The organism is Cupriavidus sp. (assembly GCF_057315035.1).
Genome location: NZ_DBHKYV010000007.1, coordinates 52,326 through 73,057 on the forward strand (window position 1 = coordinate 52,326; position 20,732 = coordinate 73,057).

Annotated in this window: 17 protein-coding genes; 8 read left to right on the forward strand and 9 right to left on the reverse strand. The window is 64.9% G+C overall.

What is annotated here, in order from left to right:
* Positions 1–174 precede the first annotated feature (174 nt).
* From ACO550_RS12410 to ACO550_RS12425, 4 genes are all read left to right on the forward strand, one after another.
* Positions 175–432 (forward strand): hypothetical protein, encoded by a 258-nt coding sequence (locus ACO550_RS12410; protein WP_315592059.1) that lies wholly within the window; start codon positions 175–177, stop codon positions 430–432.
* Between the two features lie 134 nt (positions 433–566).
* Entirely contained in the window at positions 567–845 is a 279-nt protein-coding gene (locus tag ACO550_RS12415) for a hypothetical protein (protein ID WP_315592058.1), read from the forward strand.
* 284 nt (positions 846–1,129) lie between these two features.
* Positions 1,130–1,990 carry a ferritin-like domain-containing protein gene (locus ACO550_RS12420; RefSeq protein WP_485994870.1) on the forward strand — a complete coding sequence of 287 codons (861 nt, stop codon included), beginning with the start codon at positions 1,130–1,132 and terminating at the stop codon, positions 1,988–1,990.
* 5 nt (positions 1,991–1,995) lie between these two features.
* On the forward strand, positions 1,996–3,141 hold the full coding sequence (locus tag ACO550_RS12425) for a glycosyltransferase (protein ID WP_315592057.1): 1,146 nt from the start codon (positions 1,996–1,998) through the stop codon (positions 3,139–3,141).
* A gap of 15 nt (positions 3,142–3,156) precedes the next feature.
* Here the strand turns inward: ACO550_RS12425 and hpnA are convergent, their stop codons facing one another.
* Positions 3,157–4,149: a hopanoid-associated sugar epimerase gene (gene hpnA, locus ACO550_RS12430; RefSeq protein ID WP_315592117.1), complete on the reverse strand. Its 993-nt coding sequence runs from the start codon at positions 4,147–4,149 to the stop codon at positions 3,157–3,159.
* Positions 4,150–4,374: 225 nt separating this feature from the next.
* Between hpnA and ispH the strand changes: the two genes are divergently transcribed.
* The gene (ispH, locus tag ACO550_RS12435) at positions 4,375–5,373 is read left to right on the forward strand and encodes a 4-hydroxy-3-methylbut-2-enyl diphosphate reductase (RefSeq protein ID WP_315592116.1); all 999 of its coding nucleotides are present in this window, start codon (positions 4,375–4,377) and stop codon (positions 5,371–5,373) included.
* A gap of 33 nt (positions 5,374–5,406) precedes the next feature.
* Positions 5,407–6,564, forward strand: a complete 1,158-nt coding sequence (hpnH, locus tag ACO550_RS12440) for an adenosyl-hopene transferase HpnH (RefSeq protein ID WP_315592056.1) — start codon at positions 5,407–5,409, stop codon at positions 6,562–6,564.
* A 67-nt stretch (positions 6,565–6,631) separates the two neighbouring features.
* Here hpnH and ACO550_RS12445 read toward each other — a convergent pair whose 3' ends face one another.
* Entirely contained in the window at positions 6,632–7,261 is a 630-nt protein-coding gene (locus tag ACO550_RS12445) for an ABC transporter substrate-binding protein (RefSeq protein ID WP_315592055.1), read from the reverse strand.
* A gap of 163 nt (positions 7,262–7,424) precedes the next feature.
* Here ACO550_RS12445 and hpnN point away from each other — a divergent pair, with 163 nt between their 5' ends.
* Positions 7,425–10,151, forward strand: a complete 2,727-nt coding sequence (hpnN, locus tag ACO550_RS12450) for a hopanoid transporter HpnN (RefSeq protein WP_315592054.1) — start codon at positions 7,425–7,427, stop codon at positions 10,149–10,151.
* An 89-nt stretch (positions 10,152–10,240) separates the two neighbouring features.
* Positions 10,241–11,107: an MlaA family lipoprotein gene (locus ACO550_RS12455; protein WP_315592053.1), complete on the forward strand. Its 867-nt coding sequence runs from the start codon at positions 10,241–10,243 to the stop codon at positions 11,105–11,107.
* 193 nt (positions 11,108–11,300) lie between these two features.
* Here ACO550_RS12455 and ACO550_RS12460 read toward each other — a convergent pair whose 3' ends face one another.
* From ACO550_RS12460 to ACO550_RS12490, 7 genes are all read right to left on the reverse strand, one after another.
* Complete coding sequence (locus ACO550_RS12460; protein WP_315592052.1) at positions 11,301–13,664, reverse strand: CHASE2 domain-containing protein; 2,364 nt, start codon at positions 13,662–13,664, stop codon at positions 11,301–11,303.
* A 128-nt stretch (positions 13,665–13,792) separates the two neighbouring features.
* Complete coding sequence (locus ACO550_RS12465) at positions 13,793–14,494, reverse strand: response regulator (RefSeq protein WP_315592051.1); 702 nt, start codon at positions 14,492–14,494, stop codon at positions 13,793–13,795.
* Between the two features lie 226 nt (positions 14,495–14,720).
* Entirely contained in the window at positions 14,721–16,091 is a 1,371-nt protein-coding gene (gene pelG / locus ACO550_RS12470; protein WP_315592050.1) for an exopolysaccharide Pel transporter PelG, read from the reverse strand.
* Between the two features lies 1 nt (position 16,092).
* Positions 16,093–17,688, reverse strand: a complete 1,596-nt coding sequence (gene pelF, locus ACO550_RS12475; RefSeq protein WP_315592049.1) for a GT4 family glycosyltransferase PelF — start codon at positions 17,686–17,688, stop codon at positions 16,093–16,095.
* Positions 17,685–18,671, reverse strand: coding sequence for a lipopolysaccharide N-acetylglucosaminyl transferase (locus ACO550_RS12480; RefSeq protein WP_315592048.1), 987 nt, complete (start codon positions 18,669–18,671; stop codon positions 17,685–17,687). Before ACO550_RS12480 ends, pelF begins: the two co-directional genes overlap by 4 nt.
* Before the next feature lie 3 nt (positions 18,672–18,674).
* On the reverse strand, positions 18,675–20,138 hold the full coding sequence (locus tag ACO550_RS12485) for a PelD GGDEF domain-containing protein (protein ID WP_315592047.1): 1,464 nt from the start codon (positions 20,136–20,138) through the stop codon (positions 18,675–18,677).
* 30 nt (positions 20,139–20,168) lie between these two features.
* Positions 20,169–20,717 (reverse strand): penicillin-binding protein activator LpoB, encoded by a 549-nt coding sequence (locus tag ACO550_RS12490; protein ID WP_315592046.1) that lies wholly within the window; start codon positions 20,715–20,717, stop codon positions 20,169–20,171.
* Positions 20,718–20,732 lie beyond the last annotated feature (15 nt).

The following is a 20,732-nucleotide window of genomic DNA, read 5'->3' on the forward strand; positions in this document are numbered from 1 at the left end:
ACGATAGCAGGCCGCATGCGCCATGCAAAGACCGCAAACGGGTCAGGCATCCGTCACCGGACGATCCGCTACGGGACGGCCACGCCGCACCGCGTCATTTCGGGCTGGCAATGCCATGGGCTGATGCTATGTTAAAAGTCCACCGGGCCCGCCTGCCCTTCCGGGAGAACCGCCATGTCCACCCATCCGATGTCTTTGTCCGACCATCATCGAACGCTGGTGATGCACGTGCTGGAAGACCCGCCGGGGCGCTACACATGGCGCATCGTGGTCGAGGAAAAGTACGGCGGCGCCGACTGCGACAGCACGATCGAAGCCCATTCGGACTATGCCTCGCACGCGGAAGCCGAGGCCGCCTGCTGGGCTGCGGGCAATGGCATGCTCGACGGGCCACGCGCCACGGCCGAAGTCGCACGCGGCCGGCCACATTAACGGTAGCAAACCGTGACATTGCGTGACATTGGGTGACATTGCGACCCAATGAGCGCTTGAAGCACCAGCGCACCTCTTGATCCCGGTCAGTCCCCGCCGTAGTCTGGGGAGACCCCGTAGCAGGGAGATAAGCGATGGACAAGCCAACCGTAAGCCCCCGCCGCTTTGTCGAAATCCTGAACGAGCGGCTGACCCGGCATCCCCTCTATCGCGAGGGCATGCATGTCTACGCCATTCCCGCCCATTCGGAGCAGCCCCGCAGCCTGGTTTGCGTGGGGCCGCGCGGCACCGAAGGGATCTGCGCCACGATCGAGAACATCGTGCGCGGAGAATGCGATGTCTTTCCGGATATCGTCGAGGACTGGCGCCGGCAATCCGCTGCACCGGCGGCGCACGCGCATCGCGCACGCTAGCTGACGCTGTCATGCGAATCGACGCGGCGGGCCTCCCGGCCCGCCGCGTTATTTGCAGAACTGTCTTTCCCGCCACACCCACCTGCACCAATCGCTCCGGCTCGCTACAATGGCTGCCGCACCCCCTGCCCGGAGCGCCGATGAAAAAAGCATTCGAAGTCGATGGCGTATTGGACGAGCCACCCGCTGCCCGCGCCGGATCGATCGCGGAATCCAGCGAGGCCCGCGCCGCCGCAGTGGCCGCCACCATTGCCCGAGTGGCGATCGAGCAGGCCGACCATGCCATGCGCAACTGGACCGACCCGCTCGATGGCCCGCTGCAAATCGGCTCTCCCGAGCATCTGCGCATGTTCTGCAACATGCTGCTGCAGACCCACAACCCCTACAAGCCGTCCGTGATCGACTGGCCCGCGTTGGCGCCGGATGCGCTGCGGCGTGTGACATCGCTGCCGATCTGGGACATCGCCGTGCAAACCGAAGGGCGTGCATCGGTGCGGGTCCACAGCTTTGCTGACAGGCAGCGCGATGCGCTGCTACGCAGTGCGCTGGAAATGGATGCCGACGAGGAAGCGCGCCACAAGGTGGTGCTGTCGAAGCTGGTGGAAGCCTATGGCATTACCCTGGCGCCGGAGCCGGAGTACCTGCCGCCCGCCGATGCGGAGTGGGGCTGGCTCGTGACCGGCTACAGCGAATGCATCGACAGCTTCGCGGCGTTTGGCCTGTTTGCCGCGGCCAAGGACTCAGGCTTCTTCCCGGCGGAGCTGGTCGAAACGTTCGAACCGGTGATCCAGGAAGAAGGCCGCCATATCCTGTTCTTCGCCAACTGGGTGGCGTGGTACCGCCACAGCCTGCCATGGTGGCGCCGGCCGGCATTTGCGCTCAAGGTGCTGCGGGTCTGGCTATTCCTGATTCGCGAGCGCATCGGCCTGGCCAAAGGTATCGACGTGAAGGCCGACGGCACCGCCCAGGACGCCAATTTCCCGATGAATGCGGCCGAATCGCTGGGCCAGACCCTCTCGGCCGGCGCGATGATCGATCTCTGCCTGGCCGAGAACGAACGCCGCATGGCAGGGTATGATGCGCGCCTTGTGCGTCCGACCACGGTACCGAAACTGGCCCGCCTTGCCCGGCGCTTCATCAAGTAGAACTCATGCTGCCGTTCGTATTGTCCCTGTTGACGCTGGTCGTCTGGTGCGTATTGGTGTTCGCGCGCGCCGGCTTCTGGCGTGTACGCAAGCCCGCGCCTTCTCCTGCCCCCTCCGCGTGGCCACCTGTGATTGGCGTGATCCCGGCCCGCAATGAAGCCGATGTGATTGCCCGCGCGGTGACCGGCGTGTTGGCCCAGCAATATGCCGGCCCGCTTCACCTGATCGTGGTCGATGATCACAGCAATGACGGTACCGCCGATATCGCAAGGGCCGCGGCCCAGTCGATCGGTAAAGCGGATGCCCTGACGGTGATCGCCGCGCGCGACCTGCCAGCGGGCTGGAGCGGCAAGGTCTGGGCCCAGTCGGAAGGCCTGGCGGCGGCCGACCTGCAAATGCCCGAGGCGCAATTCGTGTTCCTGACCGACGCCGATATCTGGCACGGCCCGAACACCATCGCCGAACTGGTGGCAAGGGCCGCGCACGAACAGCGCGACCTGACATCGCTGATGGTGCGACTGCGCTGCGAATCGTGGTGGGAACGCATGATCGTGCCGGCTTTTGTGTTCTTCTTCGCCAAACTTTATCCGTTTGCACGCGTTGCCAACCCGCGCAGCAAGGTCGCCGGCGCTGCGGGCGGTTGCATGCTGGCACGTCGCTCGGCGCTGGCACGTATCGGCGGATTCGCGGCCATTCGCGGCGAGTTGATCGACGATTGCAGCCTGGCGGCGAAGATCAAGGCCGGTGGCTCGATCCGGCTGGACCTGGCCGACGACAGCATCTCGCTACGTCCGTACGATGACTGGCAAAGCCTGTGGAACATGATTGCGCGCAGCGCATACACCCAGTTGCACTACTCGCCGTGGCTGCTCGCAGGCGCCGTGCTGGGAATGATCCTGACCTACCTGCTTCCGCCACTCCTGGCTTTGGCCGGTGGGGCTGCCCTATGGCCGGCTTGGCTCGCGTGGATGCTGATGACCTTCAGCTACCGGCCGATGCTGCGTGAATACCGCCAGCCGGCCTGGCTGGCGCCGCTGCTGCCGCTCACCGCGCTGTTCTACCTCGGCGCCACGGTCGATTCCGCACGCCGTTTCTATCTGCGCCGCGGCGGCCAGTGGAAGGGCCGCTCGCAGGCGCCGGTACGCTCCTGAGCGTACCCGCCCCTGTTATTTCAGGTAGCCGTTGTTGCGGAACCAGTCCAGCGCGTCCTGAAGGCCCTGCTGGTAGGGACGCGGCGCGTAGCCAAGCTCACGTTGCGCCTTGGCCGAAGTGAAGAACATCCGGTATTGCGACATCTTCAGGCCATCAACGGTGACGAACGGCTCCTTTTTCGTGAATCGCGCCACGGTCTCGGCAATCCGGGCCACCGGGTAAAGCGGCCAGCGCGGCAACTCGACGGTCGGCGCCTTGCGCCCCGCCATGCCGGCAATGTCTGCCAGCATCTGCCGCAGCAGCACATCCTGCCCACCGAGGATGTAGCGTTCACCGACGCGGCCTTTGTCCAGCGCCAGGAAATGACCGTTCGCCACGTCGTCCACGTGAGCCAGGTTCAAACCCGTGTCGACGAAGGCCGGGATCTTGCCCGTGGCCGCCTCGACGATGATGCGACCGGTCGGCGTCGGACGTACATCGCGCGGCCCGATCGGCGTCGACGGATTCACGATCACGGCCGGCAACCCCTCGGCCACCAACCGCTCCACCTCGCGCTCGGCCAGCACCTTGCTGCGCTTGTAGGCGCCAATGGCCTCGTGGCCGGCCATGGCGGCGTTCTCGTCAACCGGCCCGGTCGCGCCAGCCACGCGCAGCGTGGCCACGCTGCTCGTGTAGATGACGCGCTCCACGCCTGCGTCGCGCGCCGCGTTCATGGTCGTGACCGTGCCTTCGACATTGGCGCGCACGATCTCCTCGGGATCGGGCGCCCAGAGCCGGTAGTCGGCCGCCACGTGGAACAGGTAGCGAACCCCCGCCATGGCCCGCGCCATCGATGCAGCGTCGCGCATGTCCCCTTCCACCACCTCCACGGGCAGCCCGGCCAGATTGGCCCGCGGGCTGGTGGCGCGTACCAGCACACGCACCTGGAAACCGCGCTCAAGCGCCTGGCGCATGACGGATGAACCGAGGAAGCCGGAGGCTCCTGTCACGAGAATGCAATTGTTAATTTCAAATCCCCTGTCTACGTTGCACGCATGTTCCGCGCTAATCGGTCGTTATACCGGCGGGCAGTGGCGCATTTTCACCGGATTGACGTTGTTGGCAAGCACCAACGCCGCCGACACGAAAATCCGGCCCGGTATATAGTAACCACCGTGAACCGGAAAAGTGATGCCGGAATACCAAATACTGATGTCTTCGAATCTTCACAAGAGCGTCGGGGGGCCGTCTCTATGCAGGTGATACTTGCCCAACCCAGGGGCTTTTGCGCCGGCGTAGTCAGAGCGATCGAAATCGTCGACCGCTCCCTGATCAAACACGGCGCCCCCGTGTATGTACGGCACGAGATCGTACACAACAAGCATGTCGTGGAAGGATTGCGCAAGAAAGGGGCACGCTTCGTCGAGGAACTCGATGAGGTACCGAGTGACGCAGTCACCATTTTCAGTGCGCATGGTGTGTCGCGCGAGGTGATCGCCGAGGCGAGGCGCCGCGAACTTCACGCCATCGACGCAACCTGCCCGTTGGTGATCAAGGTCCATAACCAGGGCCGGCAATATGCTTCGGCCGGCCGGCACGTCATCCTGATCGGCCACGCCGGCCACCCCGAGGTGGAAGGCACGATGGGGCAGATCCCGGGCAAGGTGATGCTGGTCCAGAGTGAAGCCGACGTGGCACAATTGGAACTGGCGGTCGATGCCCCGGTGGCATATATCACCCAGACCACATTGTCCGTGGACGACACCCGTAATATCATTGCGGCGCTCGGTCGGCGTTTCTCCGATCTGGTTGGACCGGATACGCGCGATATCTGTTATGCGACGCAGAACCGCCAGAGCGCGGTGCGGGAATTATCCACGAGGGTGGATGTCATTCTCGTGATCGGCGCCACCAACAGTTCGAATTCGAACCGGCTACGAGAAATCGGCACGGAAAGCGGTGTGCCGAGTTACCTGATTGCCGACGGCAGCGAACTCGATCCCGACTGGGTGCGGGGCGCTGGCGTGATAGGCATTACCGCGGGCGCCTCGGCGCCCGAAGACATGGTGGAAGACGTCATCGAGGCCTTGCGCCGCCTTGGTCCGGTCGAGGTATCGACCATGAAAGGGATCGAGGAACATGCCGAATTCCGCCTGCCGGCTGAATTAGCCGATGCAACGCTGGCCCCAGGGGCCAGGAAGACAACTGATATCAGTGACGCCCAGCTTGCCGACCAGACGGCGACAAGCTGAAGTGAAAAGCTGAACCTAACAGGAAGCACCCCCTTGGCCATTCCGTTTCTGCAGGTCGCCCGCGTAGGCGCCTACATCGCACGCAAGCATCTCTCCGGGCAAAAGCGTTATCCGCTGGCCCTGATGCTCGAGCCACTCTTCCGCTGCAACCTGGCCTGCTCGGGCTGCGGCAAGATCGACTATCCGGATCCCATCCTGAACCAGCGCCTGTCCGTGGCCGAGTGCCTGGAAGCCGTGGACGAGTGCGGCGCACCGGTGGTTTCCATTGCCGGCGGCGAGCCGCTGCTGCACAAGGACATGCCGGAGATCGTGCGAGGCATCATTGCCCGCAAGCGCTTCGTCTACCTGTGCACCAACGCGCTGCTGATGGAAAAGAAGATCGACCAGTACCAGCCGAGCCCGTATTTCGTGTGGTCGATCCACCTGGACGGCGACCGCGAGATGCACGATCACTCGGTCAACCAGGAAGGCGTGTACGACCGTTGCGTCGAAGCCATCCGCATGGCCAAGGAACGTGGCTTCCGCGTCAACATCAACTGCACGTTGTTCAACGACGCCAAGCCGGACCGCGTGGCCAAGTTCTTCGACTCGGTCAAGGCGATGGGCGTGGACGGCATCACGGTGTCGCCTGGCTACGCCTACGAGCGCGCTCCGGACCAGCAGCACTTCCTGAACCGCAACAAGACCAAGCAACTGTTCCGCGACATCCTGTCGCGTGGCAATGCCGGCAAGAACTGGGCGTTCAGCCAGTCCACGATGTTCCTGGACTTCCTGGCCGGCAACCAGACCTACAAGTGCACGCCGTGGGGCAACCCCGCGCGCACCGTGTTTGGCTGGCAGCGTCCGTGCTACCTGGTGGGCGAAGGCTACGTGAAGACCTTCAAGGAACTGATGGAAGGTACCGACTGGGATGCCTACGGCGTTGGCAACTATGAAAAGTGCGCCGACTGCATGGTGCATAGCGGCTTCGAAGCCACGGCCGTGGCCGACACGTTCTCACATCCGCTCAAGGCGCTTGGCGTAAGCCTGCGTGGCGTGAAGACCGATGGTCCGATGAAGCCGGACCTGCCGCTCGACAACCAGCGCCCGGCCGAGTACGTGTTCTCGCGCCACGTGGAAATCAAGCTGTCCGAAATCGGCAACCTGAAGAAGGCCCAGGGCAGCCGCGCCGAGGCCGTGCAGGCCAACTGACAACTGATACGTCAGCGGCGCTCTCCCTCTCCCGGTTCATGGGAGAGGGGAATCTCCCCTCTCAGGCTCAAGCCCGTGCGTTGTGACTGGTCAGGTACTTGACCAGTCCATCCACACCATCTCGCGCCACGATGTCCGCAAACTGCTTGCGATAGACCTCGATCAGCCAGGCGCCCATCATGTTGATGTCATAGATCTTCCAGCCGTCGTTGCCGCGCTGTAGCCGGTAGTCGATCAGCATCTCGTCGCCATTGTTGAGCACGCGTGTAGCCACTACCACGTCGTTGGCATTGCTACCGGTCTTGGCTGGCTTGTAGGTGAACTTCGGGCTTTGCTCGCGCAACTGCGACAGCGACACTGCGTAGCTACGTACCAGCAGCGCCGTGAACTGTTCCTGGAGCGTTTTTTGCTGCTCAGGTGTAGCCTGCTTCCAGGCATTGCCCACGGCCAGGCGCGTGGTGCGGCCAAAGTCGGTGTAGGGCAGGAACTCGCGTTGGACCACGGCGGTAATTTTTGCAAGATCGCCGGCACGCGTTTCCGGATCGGTCTTGATCTTGGTGATCACACCCTCCACCGCCGACTGGACCAGTTTGTCCGGCGAAGCGCTGGTATTGGCCTGTGCATGGGCGGTGGAAACCACGGCCACGGCGGCAATGGGTGCAATGATGGCAGCGGGGAAAATTCCGTAACGGTTCATGACTCGAAGATGTACTGCGGCCGGAACGGCCAGTCGGGCCAGTATATAGCGGATCGACTTGCAGGGAACCGCATGACCCGCACGGCACGCGCGCCTTCAGCCGCTATACTCCGGGTGCCGCCCACGCGCCCCGCCGCAGCCGGGCGCTGAAGATACAGGACTCATGATCAGACCGCTGCTCGTTCGCACCGTCAAGTTTGCCACCGTTCACGCCTGGCTCGTGATCGGCATTACCCTGCTGCTCACCGTTGGCAGCGGCATCTATGCTGCGCGCAACTTCGCCATCAATACCGATATCAGCGGCCTGCTGGAATCGGACGCGCCATGGGCCAGGAACGATGCGCAGATCAGCGCCGCCTTCCCGCAGCGCGACAAGATGATCCTTGCCGTGGTGCAGGCACCCGCCAAGGAACTGGCCGATGCCGCCGCCAATGAACTGGCCGATGCGCTGCGCCAGCAACCCAAACGCTTCAAGGCCGTGGGCCAACCCGGCTCGGGCGCGTTCTTCGAGCGCAATGGGCTGCTGTTCGCCGACACCGCCAGTGTCAATGACATGGCCGACAAGCTCACCCAGGCCCGGCCATTGCTGAACAACCTCGCGCACGATCCCACGCTGCGCGGGCTGTCCGACCTGCTTACCACCACCCTGTCGCTGCCGCTGCAACTGGGACAGATCAAGCTGTCCGACATGGACAAGCTGCTGGGAGAAAGTGCCAGGACGGTCGACGGTGTACTGGCCGACAAGCCCGCTGCGCTATCCTGGGCCGGATTGGTCGACGACAGTCTCAAACCCAATGCCGACGGTCGTTCATTCAGCTTTATCACACTGTCGCCGGTGCTGGATTTCAGCGACCTGAAAGCCGGGTCGGGTGCCAGCGATGCGATCCGTGCCGCGGCCACGCAACTGAAACTGACCGAACGCTACAACGCCGTGGTGCGCCTGACCGGCCCGCAGCCTTTGGCCGACGACGAGTTCGCGTCAGTCAGCGACGGCGCCGCACTCAACGGCATACTGACGCTGGTCGTGGTCATCGGCATCCTGTGGATGGCGCTGCGGTCCGCCCGCCTGATCACGGCGGTGCTGGTCAGCCTGATCTCGGGCCTGATCATCACGGCGGCACTGGGCCTGATGATGGTAGGTGCGCTGAACATGATCTCGGTCGCGTTCGCGGTCCTGTTTGTGGGCCTCGGCGTGGACTTCGGCATCCAGTTCGGGGTGCGGTACCGGGCCGAGCGGCACGAGCATGGCGATCTGCAGGAGGCCCTGACGCTGGCCGCACGCGATGTGGCCGGTCCGCTGACACTGGCAGCCGCGGCCACCGCCGCCGCATTCTTCTGCTTCCTGCCCACCGACTACCGTGGCGTGGCCGAACTTGGCAAGATCGCGGGCGTCGGCATGTTCATCGCCTTCGCCACCACGTTCACGATGCTGCCGGCACTGATCCGCGTACTGGCGCCGCCGGGCGAAGACGAGATGCCCGGCTTCGAGTGGCTGGCGCCGGCCGACACGTTCTTCGAGCGGCATCGCAAGGGCACGCTGGTCGGCGTGCTGGCGGTGCTGATCGGCGGCGCCCCGCTGCTGCCGCACCTGCGTTTCGATTTCGACCCCTTGCACCTGAAGGATCCGCATTCGGAGTCGATGTCGACGTTGCTGGCGCTCAAGAATGCGCCGCAAGCCGGTACCGACGACGTCAAGGTGCTGGCCCCGACGCTGAAAGATGCCGAACAAACCGCCGCGAAACTGAGGAAGCTGCCCGAAGTTGAGCGCGTGGTAACACTGAAGACGTTCATTCCCGACGATCAGGCACCAAAGCTGGCCATCATCGCCGGCATGGCGAAGAACCTGATGCCGGTACTGACCCAGCCGACCGCTACGCCCGCCGATGATGTGCGCAGGGTCGCGTCGCTGCGCAATGCGTCGCGCCAGCTGTCCCTGGCTGCCGAGGATCACCCTGGCCCGGGCGCCGAATCCGCCGCGCACTTGTCGCGGGCGCTGAAGCAGCTCGCCGATGCCTCGCCCGCCGTCCGCGACCGCGCCGAGCTCGCCATTGCGTTGCCGCTACGGCTGGCACTGGGCACGCTGCAACGCGCGCTGCAGCCCGCGCCCGTAACCCAGCAGACGCTGCCACCGGAACTGGCGCGTGACTGGCTGGCCCCGGACGGGCAGGCGCTGGTCAACGTGAGTCCGAAACTGCCGCCGCCCGGCGTCAAGAACGAAGCCGCACGAGAAGCCGCGCTGAGCCATTTCGTCGCCGTCATGGCGCGCGTGCAACCCGACGCGACGGGCGGCCCGATTGCCATCAAGGGATCGGCCGACACGATCATGACAGCGTTCATCCATGCGGGCGTGTGGGCCGTACTGTCGATCACGGTACTGCTGTGGATCACGCTGCGCCGCGTGGGCGATGTGCTGCGCACGCTGATTCCGCTGCTGGTTTCCGGCCTCGTCACGCTGGAGTTGTGCGTGCTGTTTGGCATCTCGCTGAATTTTGCCAACATCATTGCGCTGCCGTTGCTGCTTGGCATTGGCGTGGCCTTCAAGATCTACTACGTGATTGCGTGGCGCCATGGCAAGACCAAGCTATTGCAATCCAGCCTTACGCACGCAGTGCTCTACAGCGCCGCCACAACCGCTACCGCTTTCGGCAGCCTCTGGCTGTCGCACCATCCCGGCACTGCCAGCATGGGCAAGCTGCTGGCGCTGGCGCTGGCCTGCACGCTGGCCGGGGCGGTGTTCTTCCAGCCAATCCTGATGGGACGCCCGCGCCGGCAACTGACCGGCCGCGCGGAACCGCTGGGTCCTTCGCTGCCCCCCCTCACGGTGGCTACGACCATGGCACAATCTGCCGATAAATCTGCAGGGCCGGATTCAGGCAACTCCCGGCGCTAGCCCGGGCTGCCAGCCCGACGACAGTTCGGACAGTCAAGCCAGGCGGTCCGTCTCCACGACAAGAAACCGAAAAGACCGACCGTCTCAACATGCTCTCCCGCTTCATGTCCTTGCGCGCCGTGGCGCCTCAATCGTCCCGGCTGGCCAGCGCGCTGGCCGCCGCATCGCTGACCATGCTGGCCGCTGGCTGCGCCACCGGCCCCAATGCCAATCCGCAGGATCCGCTCGAACCGATGAACCGGGCGATCTTCACGGTCAACGACAAGGCCGACGAGTACGTGGCCCAACCTCTGGCCAAGGGCTACAAGGCCGTGACGCCGGAACCCGCGCGTATCGCCGTGACCAATTTCTTTGCCAACTTCTCCGATGTGGGCAACTTCGCCAACAACGTGCTGCAGGGCAAGGTAGTCGATGCTGCCGAAACGATGATGCGCGTGGCCATCAACACGGTACTGGGTATCGGTGGCCTGATCGACATCGCCACCGCGGCCGGCATTCCGCGGCACTCGCAGGACCTGGGATTGACGCTCGGCACCTGGGGCATCCCGTCGGGGCCGTATCTGGTGCTGCCGCTGTTTGGCCCAAGCTCGTTCCGCGATGGCGTGGGCGTGGCCGGCAGTTTCTACCTCGATCCCGCGCACTATTTCGATCCGGCCTGGCGCAATACGATGTTCGGCATCAACGTGATCAACGTGCGGACCAACATGCTGGGCGCCACCGACCTGCTGTCGCAGGCCGCGCTGGACAAATATGCCTTCGTGCGTGACGCCTACATGCAGCGTCGCCAGTATCTGCTGGGCGATGGCAGCGGCGCGCTGCCATCGTACGAGGATGACGAGGAGACGCCGGCCAAGCCTGCCGATGGCGAAGCGCCAAAGACACCCGCGACCTCGACCAAGCCGGAAACACCTGCCACGCCGGCTACACCGGCTCCTGCGCCGGGCATGGCGAAGTAACGTAGGCCTTCACTGTACCCTTGGTGGTCTCCCCTCTCCCGCGCTGCGGGAGAGGGGAGCCAAACCGATGCCCAAAAAAATGCCCACGCCGGGGCACGACGTGGGCCTGAAGACCACGGATGCGGTGTCCGTGACCGACAGATCGTAGGCAATTTTTGCAAAATCGATTGCCAACAATTGTGTCGACAAGCTTTCACGCGGCGCGACGGCGCAGTGGCAGCCAGATCGAGAACGTGGCGCCCTCGCCTGCATCGCTCCTTAACATGACGCGTCCGCCGTGGCGCTCTGCCACGGTTTTCACAAAGACCAGTCCCAGCCCGCTACCCGATGGTGCGTCGTTGCCCTGGGCATGCACACGGCTGAAAGGCCGGAATAGCCGGGCCTGCGCCTCACGCGCGATGCCCGGTCCGCGGTCGGTGACCTCGATCGCCATGTAGGGGCCGAGCCGGCGCAATCCCACCGTGACCGGCGCGCCGGACGGACTGAACTTGATGGCATTGCTGACCAGGTTGGCAATCGCACGCACCACCAGCATCGGTGCGGCACGCAACACGATGCCATCGCCGTCGAGTTCCAGTTGCAGTTCGACACCCCGCGACTTGGCCAACGCCCACAATTCGTCGGTGGCATCGAGCACCAACGCGGTCAGGTCCACGTCGGCAAACACCAGGTTTTGCGATTCCGCCTGCGCCAGGCGAATGAAGTCGTCTGCCAATGCCAGCGTGCGATGCGCATGCTCGCCGATACGTCCCAGCAACTCGTGCTGCGGCAAGGCCCGGTCGGCGCGCGACTGCAGGTCGATCAGTGCCAGGATCGATGCCTGCGGGGATCGCATGTCATGCGACAGGAAATGCAGGGTCTGCTCGCGCTGCCGCTCGGCACGGCGCACCGCGGTGATATCGATCAGGCTGACGATCACGCCGGCAGGACGGCCCGCCTCGCCGTGCAGGGGCGCACCATGCAGCAGGTAACGGCGATCGTCTTCTGTGGCCAGTTCCACGCCGTGTGAATCGGACGACGACGTCACTGGTCCATCGGCATCGAGCGCGTCGCATAGTGCATCCCAATACGCGAGGCCCGGGCCCGGCACCGGAAACAATGTCTCGACGATATCAGGCAATCCGGGCCGGTCGAGTCCGCCGTAGGCGTCGGCGTAGCCGTCGGTACCGGGCAGCGTATCGAGGCCCGCGGGCCGCGGCATCTCGTTGATGCCCTGCAGCACTGCCGGCGCCAGGGCCACGGCACGGCGGTTGGCCACCAGGATACTGCCATCGAGATTGCAGATCACCGTGGCCTCGGGCAGGCTTTCCAGCCCGTCGGACAGGAAGCGCCGCATGTCACGCAAGCGCGACGTCATATCGTAGACCGCCTGCATCCGGCCATCGAGCGAGTGGTCGACACGTGTCGGCGCCGCCAGCAACCCAGGTTCACGCGCCAGACGCACCAGTTCCTCGGACAGGAAGCGCAACGCTGCCTCCTGGCGCCGCCAACTCCATAGCGGATAGACCAGCAAACAGCCGAAGACTGCCGCCGATGGCCCGAACCATAGGTGCATGCCACCTGCCAGCATGACGCTGCCACCGACCAGCGCCGCCACCAGCACGCCCACCGCAATCAACGCATCGCGCGGCGTGAGCATCCACGCTGCCAGCGCGGCCAACAACACCGGCAGCAACGTAGCGAACCAGCCGGCCAGTTCCGGAACCCGCACGATGCCGGTGCCGTCGCGCAATGCCTGCAGGACATTGGCCAGGATCTCGGCGCCGCTCATGCCGTGGCCGTCATGCGATACGGGGGTAGGAAATACATCGCCCAGGCCGGTGCCCAGCGCGCCGATGATCACGTACTTGCCATGGAAATAGCCCGCGCCGAGCTGGCCCGACAGCACATCCAGCACGGAAACCCGCGCGAACGTGCCCGGCGGTCCGACGAAGGGAATCCGCAGCCTGTCCTGGCTCAGCAGGCCGGCATGGTCGATGCGGGTGGCCGGTTCGTGGCGGAACGATTCCGGCGAGGGGTTCGATGGCTGGCCGTAGGCCGCCATCGCGGCCGCGAAATGCCAGACCGGCTGGGCGTCGCCATTGGCTTCGCGCAGGAACACCGAGCGCACTGCACCGTCGGCATCGGGGTTCATGTTGATATGGCCGACGCGGGCTGACAGCCCGTCGAGCGGATACCGCATGACGGCCCCCGTAACGGTAGTCTCGGCCACGACAGGCAGGATCACGTTGCGTGCGCGCGCCACGGCCCGCTCAAGGTCCAGATCGTCAGCGGGATAACGGATATCGGGCTCTGACAGGACGATATCCATGCCAATCACGCGCGGCTTGTCGGCCGCGATATGGTCGACCAGTGAAGCCAGTACCGAGCGCCGCCACGGCCAGCGCCCGATGGCGCCGATGCTGGCATTGTCCACGGCCACCAGCACAATATCGCTGCGTGCCGGATGCGGCTGGCTGGCAATGGCGAAGTCGAGCACGGCCTGGTCCGCACGGTCAAACCAGCCCAGCCGCGCCGTCGCGGCGGTGACAACCACCACCGCGGCGAGCAACAGCACCCATTCGACGCGTGTGCGCCGATGGAAAAAGGCTGCCGCGGTCCTGCGGGATACCGTTCTAGACGCCACGTTCCACGCCCCCCGGCACCAGCAGGCCCAGGTAAGCCATGCGGCCGCGGCGTCGCTGCTCAGGCATCGGTGTTACCCGCGATCTCGAAGCGATAGCCATGCGAATAAACCGAGGTCAGGCGCACGCCGTGTCCGGGACGCAACGCCAGCTTGATACGCAGGCGCGAAACATGGGTGTCCAACGTACGCGAACCGGCATCCATGGCCCTGCCCCAGACCGCCTGCTCGATCACCTCGCGCGACATCAGCCGACCAATGTTGCGGAACAGGAACAGCGCCAGGTCGAACTCGCGCGGCGACAGGTCGACGGCCTGCCCGGCCAGCGCAATGCTGCGCCGGCGCACGTCCACCACATAGTCACCCTGGCGGATCAGGTCGTCGTCATGCACCGTCTCGGGATAGGCGCGGCGCAGCAGCGCGCGGACCCGCGCCACGAACTCCGCCGGCCGCACCGGCTTGGCTAGATAATCGTCGGCGCCAACGGTCAGGCCCGCCACGATATCGGCTTCGTCGACGCGGCTGGTCAGGAACAGGATCGGCGGCAGACGGCCCGAGTGCTGGCGCACCCAGCTGACCAGCTCGATACCGCTGGTGTCCGGCAATTGCCAGTCCATGAGTACCAGGTCGAACGCCTGGTCTCGTAGCGCACGCAGGAATGCGGAACCGGTTGCAAAGCTTGCACAGGTAAAACCCGCCTCATCCAGCAACTGACGGATCTGCTCCGCCTGTGCGGCATCGTCCTCCACTGAGGCAATTCTCATCTACTTCCCTCTGATGACTGCGGCCGGTGTCGGGCACGGCCGCGCCATGTTACCGAAACGCGCCATGGCACGTCGAGGCTACGTTAGAGGGGAATCGCCTCGCCGTGTGTTGCAGGCACCCCGAACCCATGCATTTTTCTTGCGGGCGTAGGGAAAACGTGACCTAGAAAAAAGCCGCCGCCCTGATTCAGGCGGCGGCTTGGACACATTACCTCGCAGGTGATGCTCACTGCAACATATAGGTCTCGTACTCGAGCCGGTCGAGCTTGCGGTCCAGCAGGTACAGCGACAGGGCCACCACGATCAGCAGCGATACCGCAAAGCCGTAGCCATACCATGCCGGCCCCAGCGACAGCGTCAAGCGGGTCAGCACGCAGTTCAGCACCACGAACGTGCCGGTCAGCATCAACACTTCGCGGCGACGGTCCAGGTAGAAGTAGATGTTCAGCACACCCAGCAGCACCACCTGCAGGCTGGCGCCGATCACGTCCACATAGAGCAGCGGCAGGTACAGCTCCGAGATACCCAGCAGCCGCAACAGCCAGCCGCCGATCACGAACAGCAGCAGCGACGCGATGGCCTGTACCTTGACGATCTCGTACAGGCCCAGGCGAATGGTCTGGACCATCGTGTTGCGCATGTCCTCGATATGTTCGAGCGAACTGCCGCCACGCACCGCGTTGTAGAACGCGTCGTAGTACTCGACGAAATCGGTCTCGATCCGCACCAGGAATACCGCCATGCCCGGGATAATCGCGAGGTAGGCCAGGAACACCGGGATGTCGTAGATGATCGACGCATGCAGCGGGCCGATCACGGGCTGGCCCGTGGACGGCGCATACCAGAACATGAACTTGTCGATCCAGATCCCTAGGTTGTAGAACAGGCCGATCGCCACCAGGCTCGGATACGCATAGCGCTTCTGGAACACCTCGAACGACATGAACCGGTGGCTCGTGTAGTTGCGGTAGATCAGCGTGATCATGCCCACCAGCAAGCACAACTGGCCGAACACGAAGCCCCCCAGCAGGCCTTCCAGTCCATGCGAGCGCAGCGCCAGCGCAGCCAGCACGGTAATCGTGTAGCCGACGAAGAACGTCCACACGATGGCCTTGTACTGCTTCATGCCCGACAGGAAGATCGCCGCGATCCAGATATTGCTCATGATCACGAAGCCCGCGATCATCAGCAGACGGTACAGCACCGACTGCTCCGGAAACGCCCAGACAGCGCAGCCAAGGCCGATCACGCCGGCCAGCACCGTGCAGAGCAACGCCACCGCGTGGTAGTTGGACAGCACAAGGTCGGCCCGGCGTTCGAACAGGCGGTCCGACGTGAAGCGCGTGAACGACAACTGCATTGGCCCGGTCAATATCAGGCTGCACGCTATCAGGTAGGTCACCGAGACCTGGAACTGCGTGATCAATGCGCCCGGTATCACCCAGCCGATCGACAACAGGCCGATCAGCAGGATGCCCAGGATCGACAGCACCCAGGGGCCCGAGCTGATCACACCCGCGTAGGCATAGGCGCTGAGCATGCCCGACAGGCTGTCCCGTCGGAGCATCTTGCGAAGTTCGAATCCAATGCCTGCCATCTCAGCGTTCTCCCTGGCCCGCGTGGTGCACCGGGCACCGGGCGGGACTGGCGCCGTGCGGGCGGCGCGCGTTATCCGGCATGTCCATCAGTTCCGTGTAGAGCGTGCGATAGCTGCCCACCATCTGTTCCTGCGTGTAGTAACGCTCCACGCGCGCAATGCCGGATGCCTGCGCCGCCTGCCAGCGCTCCGGATGCTGCAGCAGCCCCAGTGCGGCATTGGCCAGCGCCGCCGGATCGGCAATGCGCACCACGTCGCCCGCGGCGCCGAGTGCGGCATCGTCACCGGGCAGTCCGAAGACCAGTTCGCTGCACGAGCCCACATCGGTGGTCACGCACGGCACGCCCGCGGCAAAGCCCTCGAGCACCACCAGCGGCAGGGCCTCGGAAATCGAACTCAGTACCAGCACGCCCACCTTCGGCAGCAGTTCGTCGATCTTCTGGAACCCCAGGAACTTCACCTTGTTGCCCAGGCCGAGGCTTTCCGCCAGGCTGCGGCACTCGCGTGCGTATTCCGCATCCTCGTCCTCGGGGCCGGCAATCCAGCCTTCGGCATCGGGGTACTCGCGCACCACGGTCAGCATCGCGCGGATAAAGGTCTTGATGTCCTTGATCGGCACCACACGGCCGATCAGGCACAGCACCGGCGGCACGCCCGGCGCACGCTTGTCGCGCAGCGCCGACAGGCGCGGCAGGTTGATGCCGTTCGGGATATTGCGCGTGCGCTCGGCCAGCGCGCCATCCAGGATCTGGCGGCGGCGGTTGCCCTCGTACAGCGCGGTGATCTCGTCGCCGGCCTCGTAGCAGACCCGGCCCAACGTCTCGAAGAAGCGCACCCAGAGTTCGCGGAAGTAGCTGATCTGGGAAATGTCGCGCTCGAAGATGTTGCGGTTGTCGCGGATCCACTGGCTCTGGAACAGGTCGATCTTGCGTTCCTTGGTGTAGATGCCGTGCTCGGACACCAGCAGCGGGCGTCCGTTGCGATGGCGCAGCATCGCGCCAAGGAAGCCCGCGTAACCGGTGGACACCGTGTGGTAGACCTTGGCCGGAATCAGCCCATCGGCAATCCGCACCAGTTGCCACAGTGGCTTGTGCATGATGCGGATGGTCCAGAAGTAGTCCGTGAACGACGGGTCCGTGCAGAACTTGCGGTACTGGTCGGTAATGGTGTCCCAGGCGCGCTTGCTGTAGAGGAACGCATCCTCGGACAGCGCCCCACCCTCGCGCAGCGCCGGCATCAGTTCGCGGATCAGTTCGCCGGCCTCGGCTTCCTTGCCCGGTTCGCGCAGCAGTTCATGCAGCGCGTCCGAGCGGTCGAACGCACGCGCGTCGCCGGGGGTGCCATGCACCAGCGGCGGTGGCGGGAAGTCGTACAGGAAATGGGTTTCCAGATGCACCACGTTTTCGGGCAACTGGTAGACCATGTCGCCATAGTCCTCGCGGCGGCTGCCAATGAAGACGATGCCGAAACGGATATCGGGAAACGCGCGGATCATCTGGTTGACCCAGCTCGACACGCCTCCGCTTACATACGGGAACGTGCCTTCCAGCAGCAGCATGACGTCGGCGGACGTCCCCTTGACAAGAATTTCACTCATGATTGCCAGTACCGCAGCAGGGGCCGCACCAGCGGGAGCGGCGAAGGACTGTCGAAGGCCGCCATCAGCTTGCGCACAGCGGCATAGTCGCGTTCCAGGTAGGCGGCTTCCGCCAGCAGCGGCAGCACGCGCTCACGCGCAAAGCCCAGTGCCTCGGCACGGGCCAGGAATTCGCGCGCCTCGCCGGGCGCATTGCGCGACAACGCCAGGCGCCCACGCATGTACCACAGCGCGGCATTGCTGTCGTCGACCTCCAGCGCTGCGCTCGCGTAGCGTTCCACCTGGCTGGCCGTATAGCGATAGACATCGCCCTGCACCAGGTTCTGATAGATCAGTTCCCAGTACAGATCGGCCAGGCGCTTGTTGATTTCACCGCGTGCCTGCGGGGTATCGGCCGCCTCCAGGCGCGGCAACTCCGCCAGGATCTTCTGCGTGAGCTGTTTTTCCGCGCCGTCGAGCATGCCATACGCCAGCAACCGGATATCGTCGGTGCTGTCGGCCAGCAGTTCGCGCAGGACCGGGCTGGCCGTGCGCGTCGGCATCGACTGCATGGCCACCAGCGCCGTCATGCGTTCCGGCAGCGGCGCGCGGGTATTGCCCAGTTGCGCGCGCAGGCGCGCACCGCCACCGTGCGTCACGCGCTGGATCAGGTGCGTGACAAACTCGGGCAGCGCCACCGAGGCAATGCCCGCGCTGTCGCGCCGCTGCGGGAACAGCTTCGCGAACAGCAGGCTGCCCAGGCAAACCAGGACCCCGCCCAACGGCACGAAGAAGCAGAACGTCGCCAGGTAGGCGTAGCTCCATGCAAACGGCGTGCGGAAGCGCCGCGGCAGCAGCCGCCACAGTGCCAGTCCGAGCAGGCCCGCCGCCAGCGCCTGCAATGCCAGGAACGACAGCAGTAGCGGCAGCCCCGTGCCGCCATGCAACAGCAGGTAGATTGCGGCGATCTGGATGGCGGTGCCGCCGATGGTGAGCTTGCCCATGCGTCAGCCTGCCTGGGTCTGGCCGGCAGCCGGTGCCGCGCCGATACCGGGCGTGGCATCGGCCGAGGCGGCCGCGGTGGTATTGCCGTCGAGGTGGCAGCGATGCAGCAGGCGTACCAGCGCCTCTTCAGCACCTGCCGCCGGCACCGGCAACGTGTACACACCGATATGCGCGGTGGCGAAATCAGTCCCGAACTGCGCGCGCAGCATGTCCTCGATACGCACCAGGTAGGCCGACACGGCCTGGCTGTCCGACAACGGCATCAGCGTCAGCATGGCACGCTGGTGCACACCGCGCGCGGGCCAGGCCACGTCCAGCGCCCGCCGGCTACGCACCACCTGCTCGAACAGCGCATCGCGTGCTTCGTCGAGGTCGAACACCAGCGCCACCACCGAGCTTTCGATACCGGTTTCGCGACGCAGGCGCGACAGCCGCGCATAGTCGAGCGCAAACGCGTACGGAATCGCGGGGGCCAGTTCCTGGATGCCGTGCGTGGCATGTGCATGGTCCACGCCATCGGCGTAGTAGCCCATCAGCACCATCAGCAACTGCAGGTTCTCGTAGGTCATCGACAGGAACGGCATGCGCTCCACCACCAGCACGCCGATCAGGCGGTCGGAACCCGCCAGCACAGGCGCCACGGCCACGTAGCGCGTCTGCGCATCCTGCTGCAGGCCCGTGGAGCGCAGGTGCGCTAGTTCGCGCGTGTCGATGCAATGGCGTACCAGCGGATCATCGATATCCAGCGAGAACGCGGGACCGATCGATGCCACCGCATCGGGCAGCAGTTCGTCGCCGTCGCAGGCATAGAGCGCGGCGCCCTCCACCTGGCAGGCTTGCGCCACCACCTGCAGCATCGGCTGGGCGCCAGCCAGGCGTTCCGCCCGGGCGCCGCGTGCCGCATCCTGCATGGCCACGCCGCGCAGTTGCGACAGCGTGTCACGCAGCGTGGTCGGACGGGCCAGCAAGTCATTTTCCAGCCGCGCATGCGAGATGCGCAGCAGGTAATGGTTCTTGGTCAGGGCGGACAAGCGCTCGTCGAGATACCGGTTCACGGCGCGCGCACGGGCCAGGCGCGTGTTCCACACATCGCCGAACTGCCCGGCCACCAGCACCAGCAGCAAGCCCCCCAGGAAGAACATGCGCGGGAAGGCCTCGTTGTGGGCGCCGAGGTTATCGAAGAAAAACCAGCCGCCCAGCAGCATCAGCACCGCACCCACGCCAACCAGCGTGCCGTAGCGCAGCGCCAGGATCACTGGCAGCACCCATGCCCACGGAAAGCCCATGCCCAGCAGCAGCGGGTTTCGCGGCAGGATCGCCCAGGCAATGGCCATGGCCACCACCATCACGACGATCATTTCCAACACGGCCGCCGCCCCGCCTCCCGCGGGCGCCAGCCAGCGCGCATAGCGACCGCCAAGGCCGATGCCCTGCCCCTGGCGCGTTTTTTCCGCGGTTCTAGCCACGCTTGTCACCCGTCCTTTTCCGACTCAATCTCAACCTTGCATCAGCGGTGCCAGCAGGCGGCGCAGCAGCTTCTGGGCCACACCCGACAACGACTCGCGGCTCCAGCCTGCGTTGCTGCCCGTGGCCGACCACACCACCTGGCCGGTGGCCACGTCGATCAGTTGCAGCGAGATACCGACAGCCGGCTCGCCGTCGACACCCACCTTATAGCGCCATTCCTGCACGGCACCGGTCAGCGCATAGCGCGCGCGTTCGCTGCGTGCCCAGTCCAGCGCCTTGTTCACGGCCTCACGCTCGGCCGGTTCGAACAGCGTTTCCGGGTTCAGCGATGCAGGATAGCGCTTCAGGTTGACCACGCCGCCCGTCTTGAGCAAAGACTCGGCGATGGCTTCGGCACGCAGGCCAGCCTGCGGCGTCTCGGTGTAGTTGACGATCGGCAGCACGGCCACCGTGTCGCCGGCCGCCATCTGCGGGGCGCGGCCCACGTCCGTCACGGCGCAACCGGCCAGCCACAACGCTGCCCCGATCGCACCGCACCATGCCATCAGCCGGCCCATGCGGGTATTGGTCTTGTTCATCTTCGATCCCCCTCG

Bases quoted from the DNA above. Each gene is read 5' to 3' on its own strand.
- ACO550_RS12410 (WP_315592059.1), top strand. From the start codon at position 175: ATGTCCACCCATCCGATGTCTTTGTCCGACCATCATCGAACGCTGGTG.
- ACO550_RS12415 (WP_315592058.1), top strand. From the start codon at position 567: ATGGACAAGCCAACCGTAAGCCCCCGCCGCTTTGTCGAAATCCTGAAC.
- ACO550_RS12420 (WP_485994870.1), top strand. From the start codon at position 1,130: ATGCGCAACTGGACCGACCCGCTCGATGGCCCGCTGCAAATCGGCTCT.
- ACO550_RS12425 (WP_315592057.1), top strand. From the start codon at position 1,996: ATGCTGCCGTTCGTATTGTCCCTGTTGACGCTGGTCGTCTGGTGCGTA.
- ispH (WP_315592116.1), top strand. From the start codon at position 4,375: ATGCAGGTGATACTTGCCCAACCCAGGGGCTTTTGCGCCGGCGTAGTC.
- ACO550_RS12445 (WP_315592055.1), bottom strand. From the start codon at position 7,261: ATGAACCGTTACGGAATTTTCCCCGCTGCCATCATTGCACCCATTGCC.
- hpnN (WP_315592054.1), top strand. From the start codon at position 7,425: ATGATCAGACCGCTGCTCGTTCGCACCGTCAAGTTTGCCACCGTTCAC.
- ACO550_RS12455 (WP_315592053.1), top strand. From the start codon at position 10,241: ATGCTCTCCCGCTTCATGTCCTTGCGCGCCGTGGCGCCTCAATCGTCC.
- ACO550_RS12465 (WP_315592051.1), bottom strand. From the start codon at position 14,494: ATGAGAATTGCCTCAGTGGAGGACGATGCCGCACAGGCGGAGCAGATC.
- pelG (WP_315592050.1), bottom strand. From the start codon at position 16,091: ATGGCAGGCATTGGATTCGAACTTCGCAAGATGCTCCGACGGGACAGC.
- pelF (WP_315592049.1), bottom strand. From the start codon at position 17,688: ATGAGTGAAATTCTTGTCAAGGGGACGTCCGCCGACGTCATGCTGCTG.
- ACO550_RS12480 (WP_315592048.1), bottom strand. From the start codon at position 18,671: ATGGGCAAGCTCACCATCGGCGGCACCGCCATCCAGATCGCCGCAATC.
- ACO550_RS12490 (WP_315592046.1), bottom strand. From the start codon at position 20,717: ATGAACAAGACCAATACCCGCATGGGCCGGCTGATGGCATGGTGCGGT.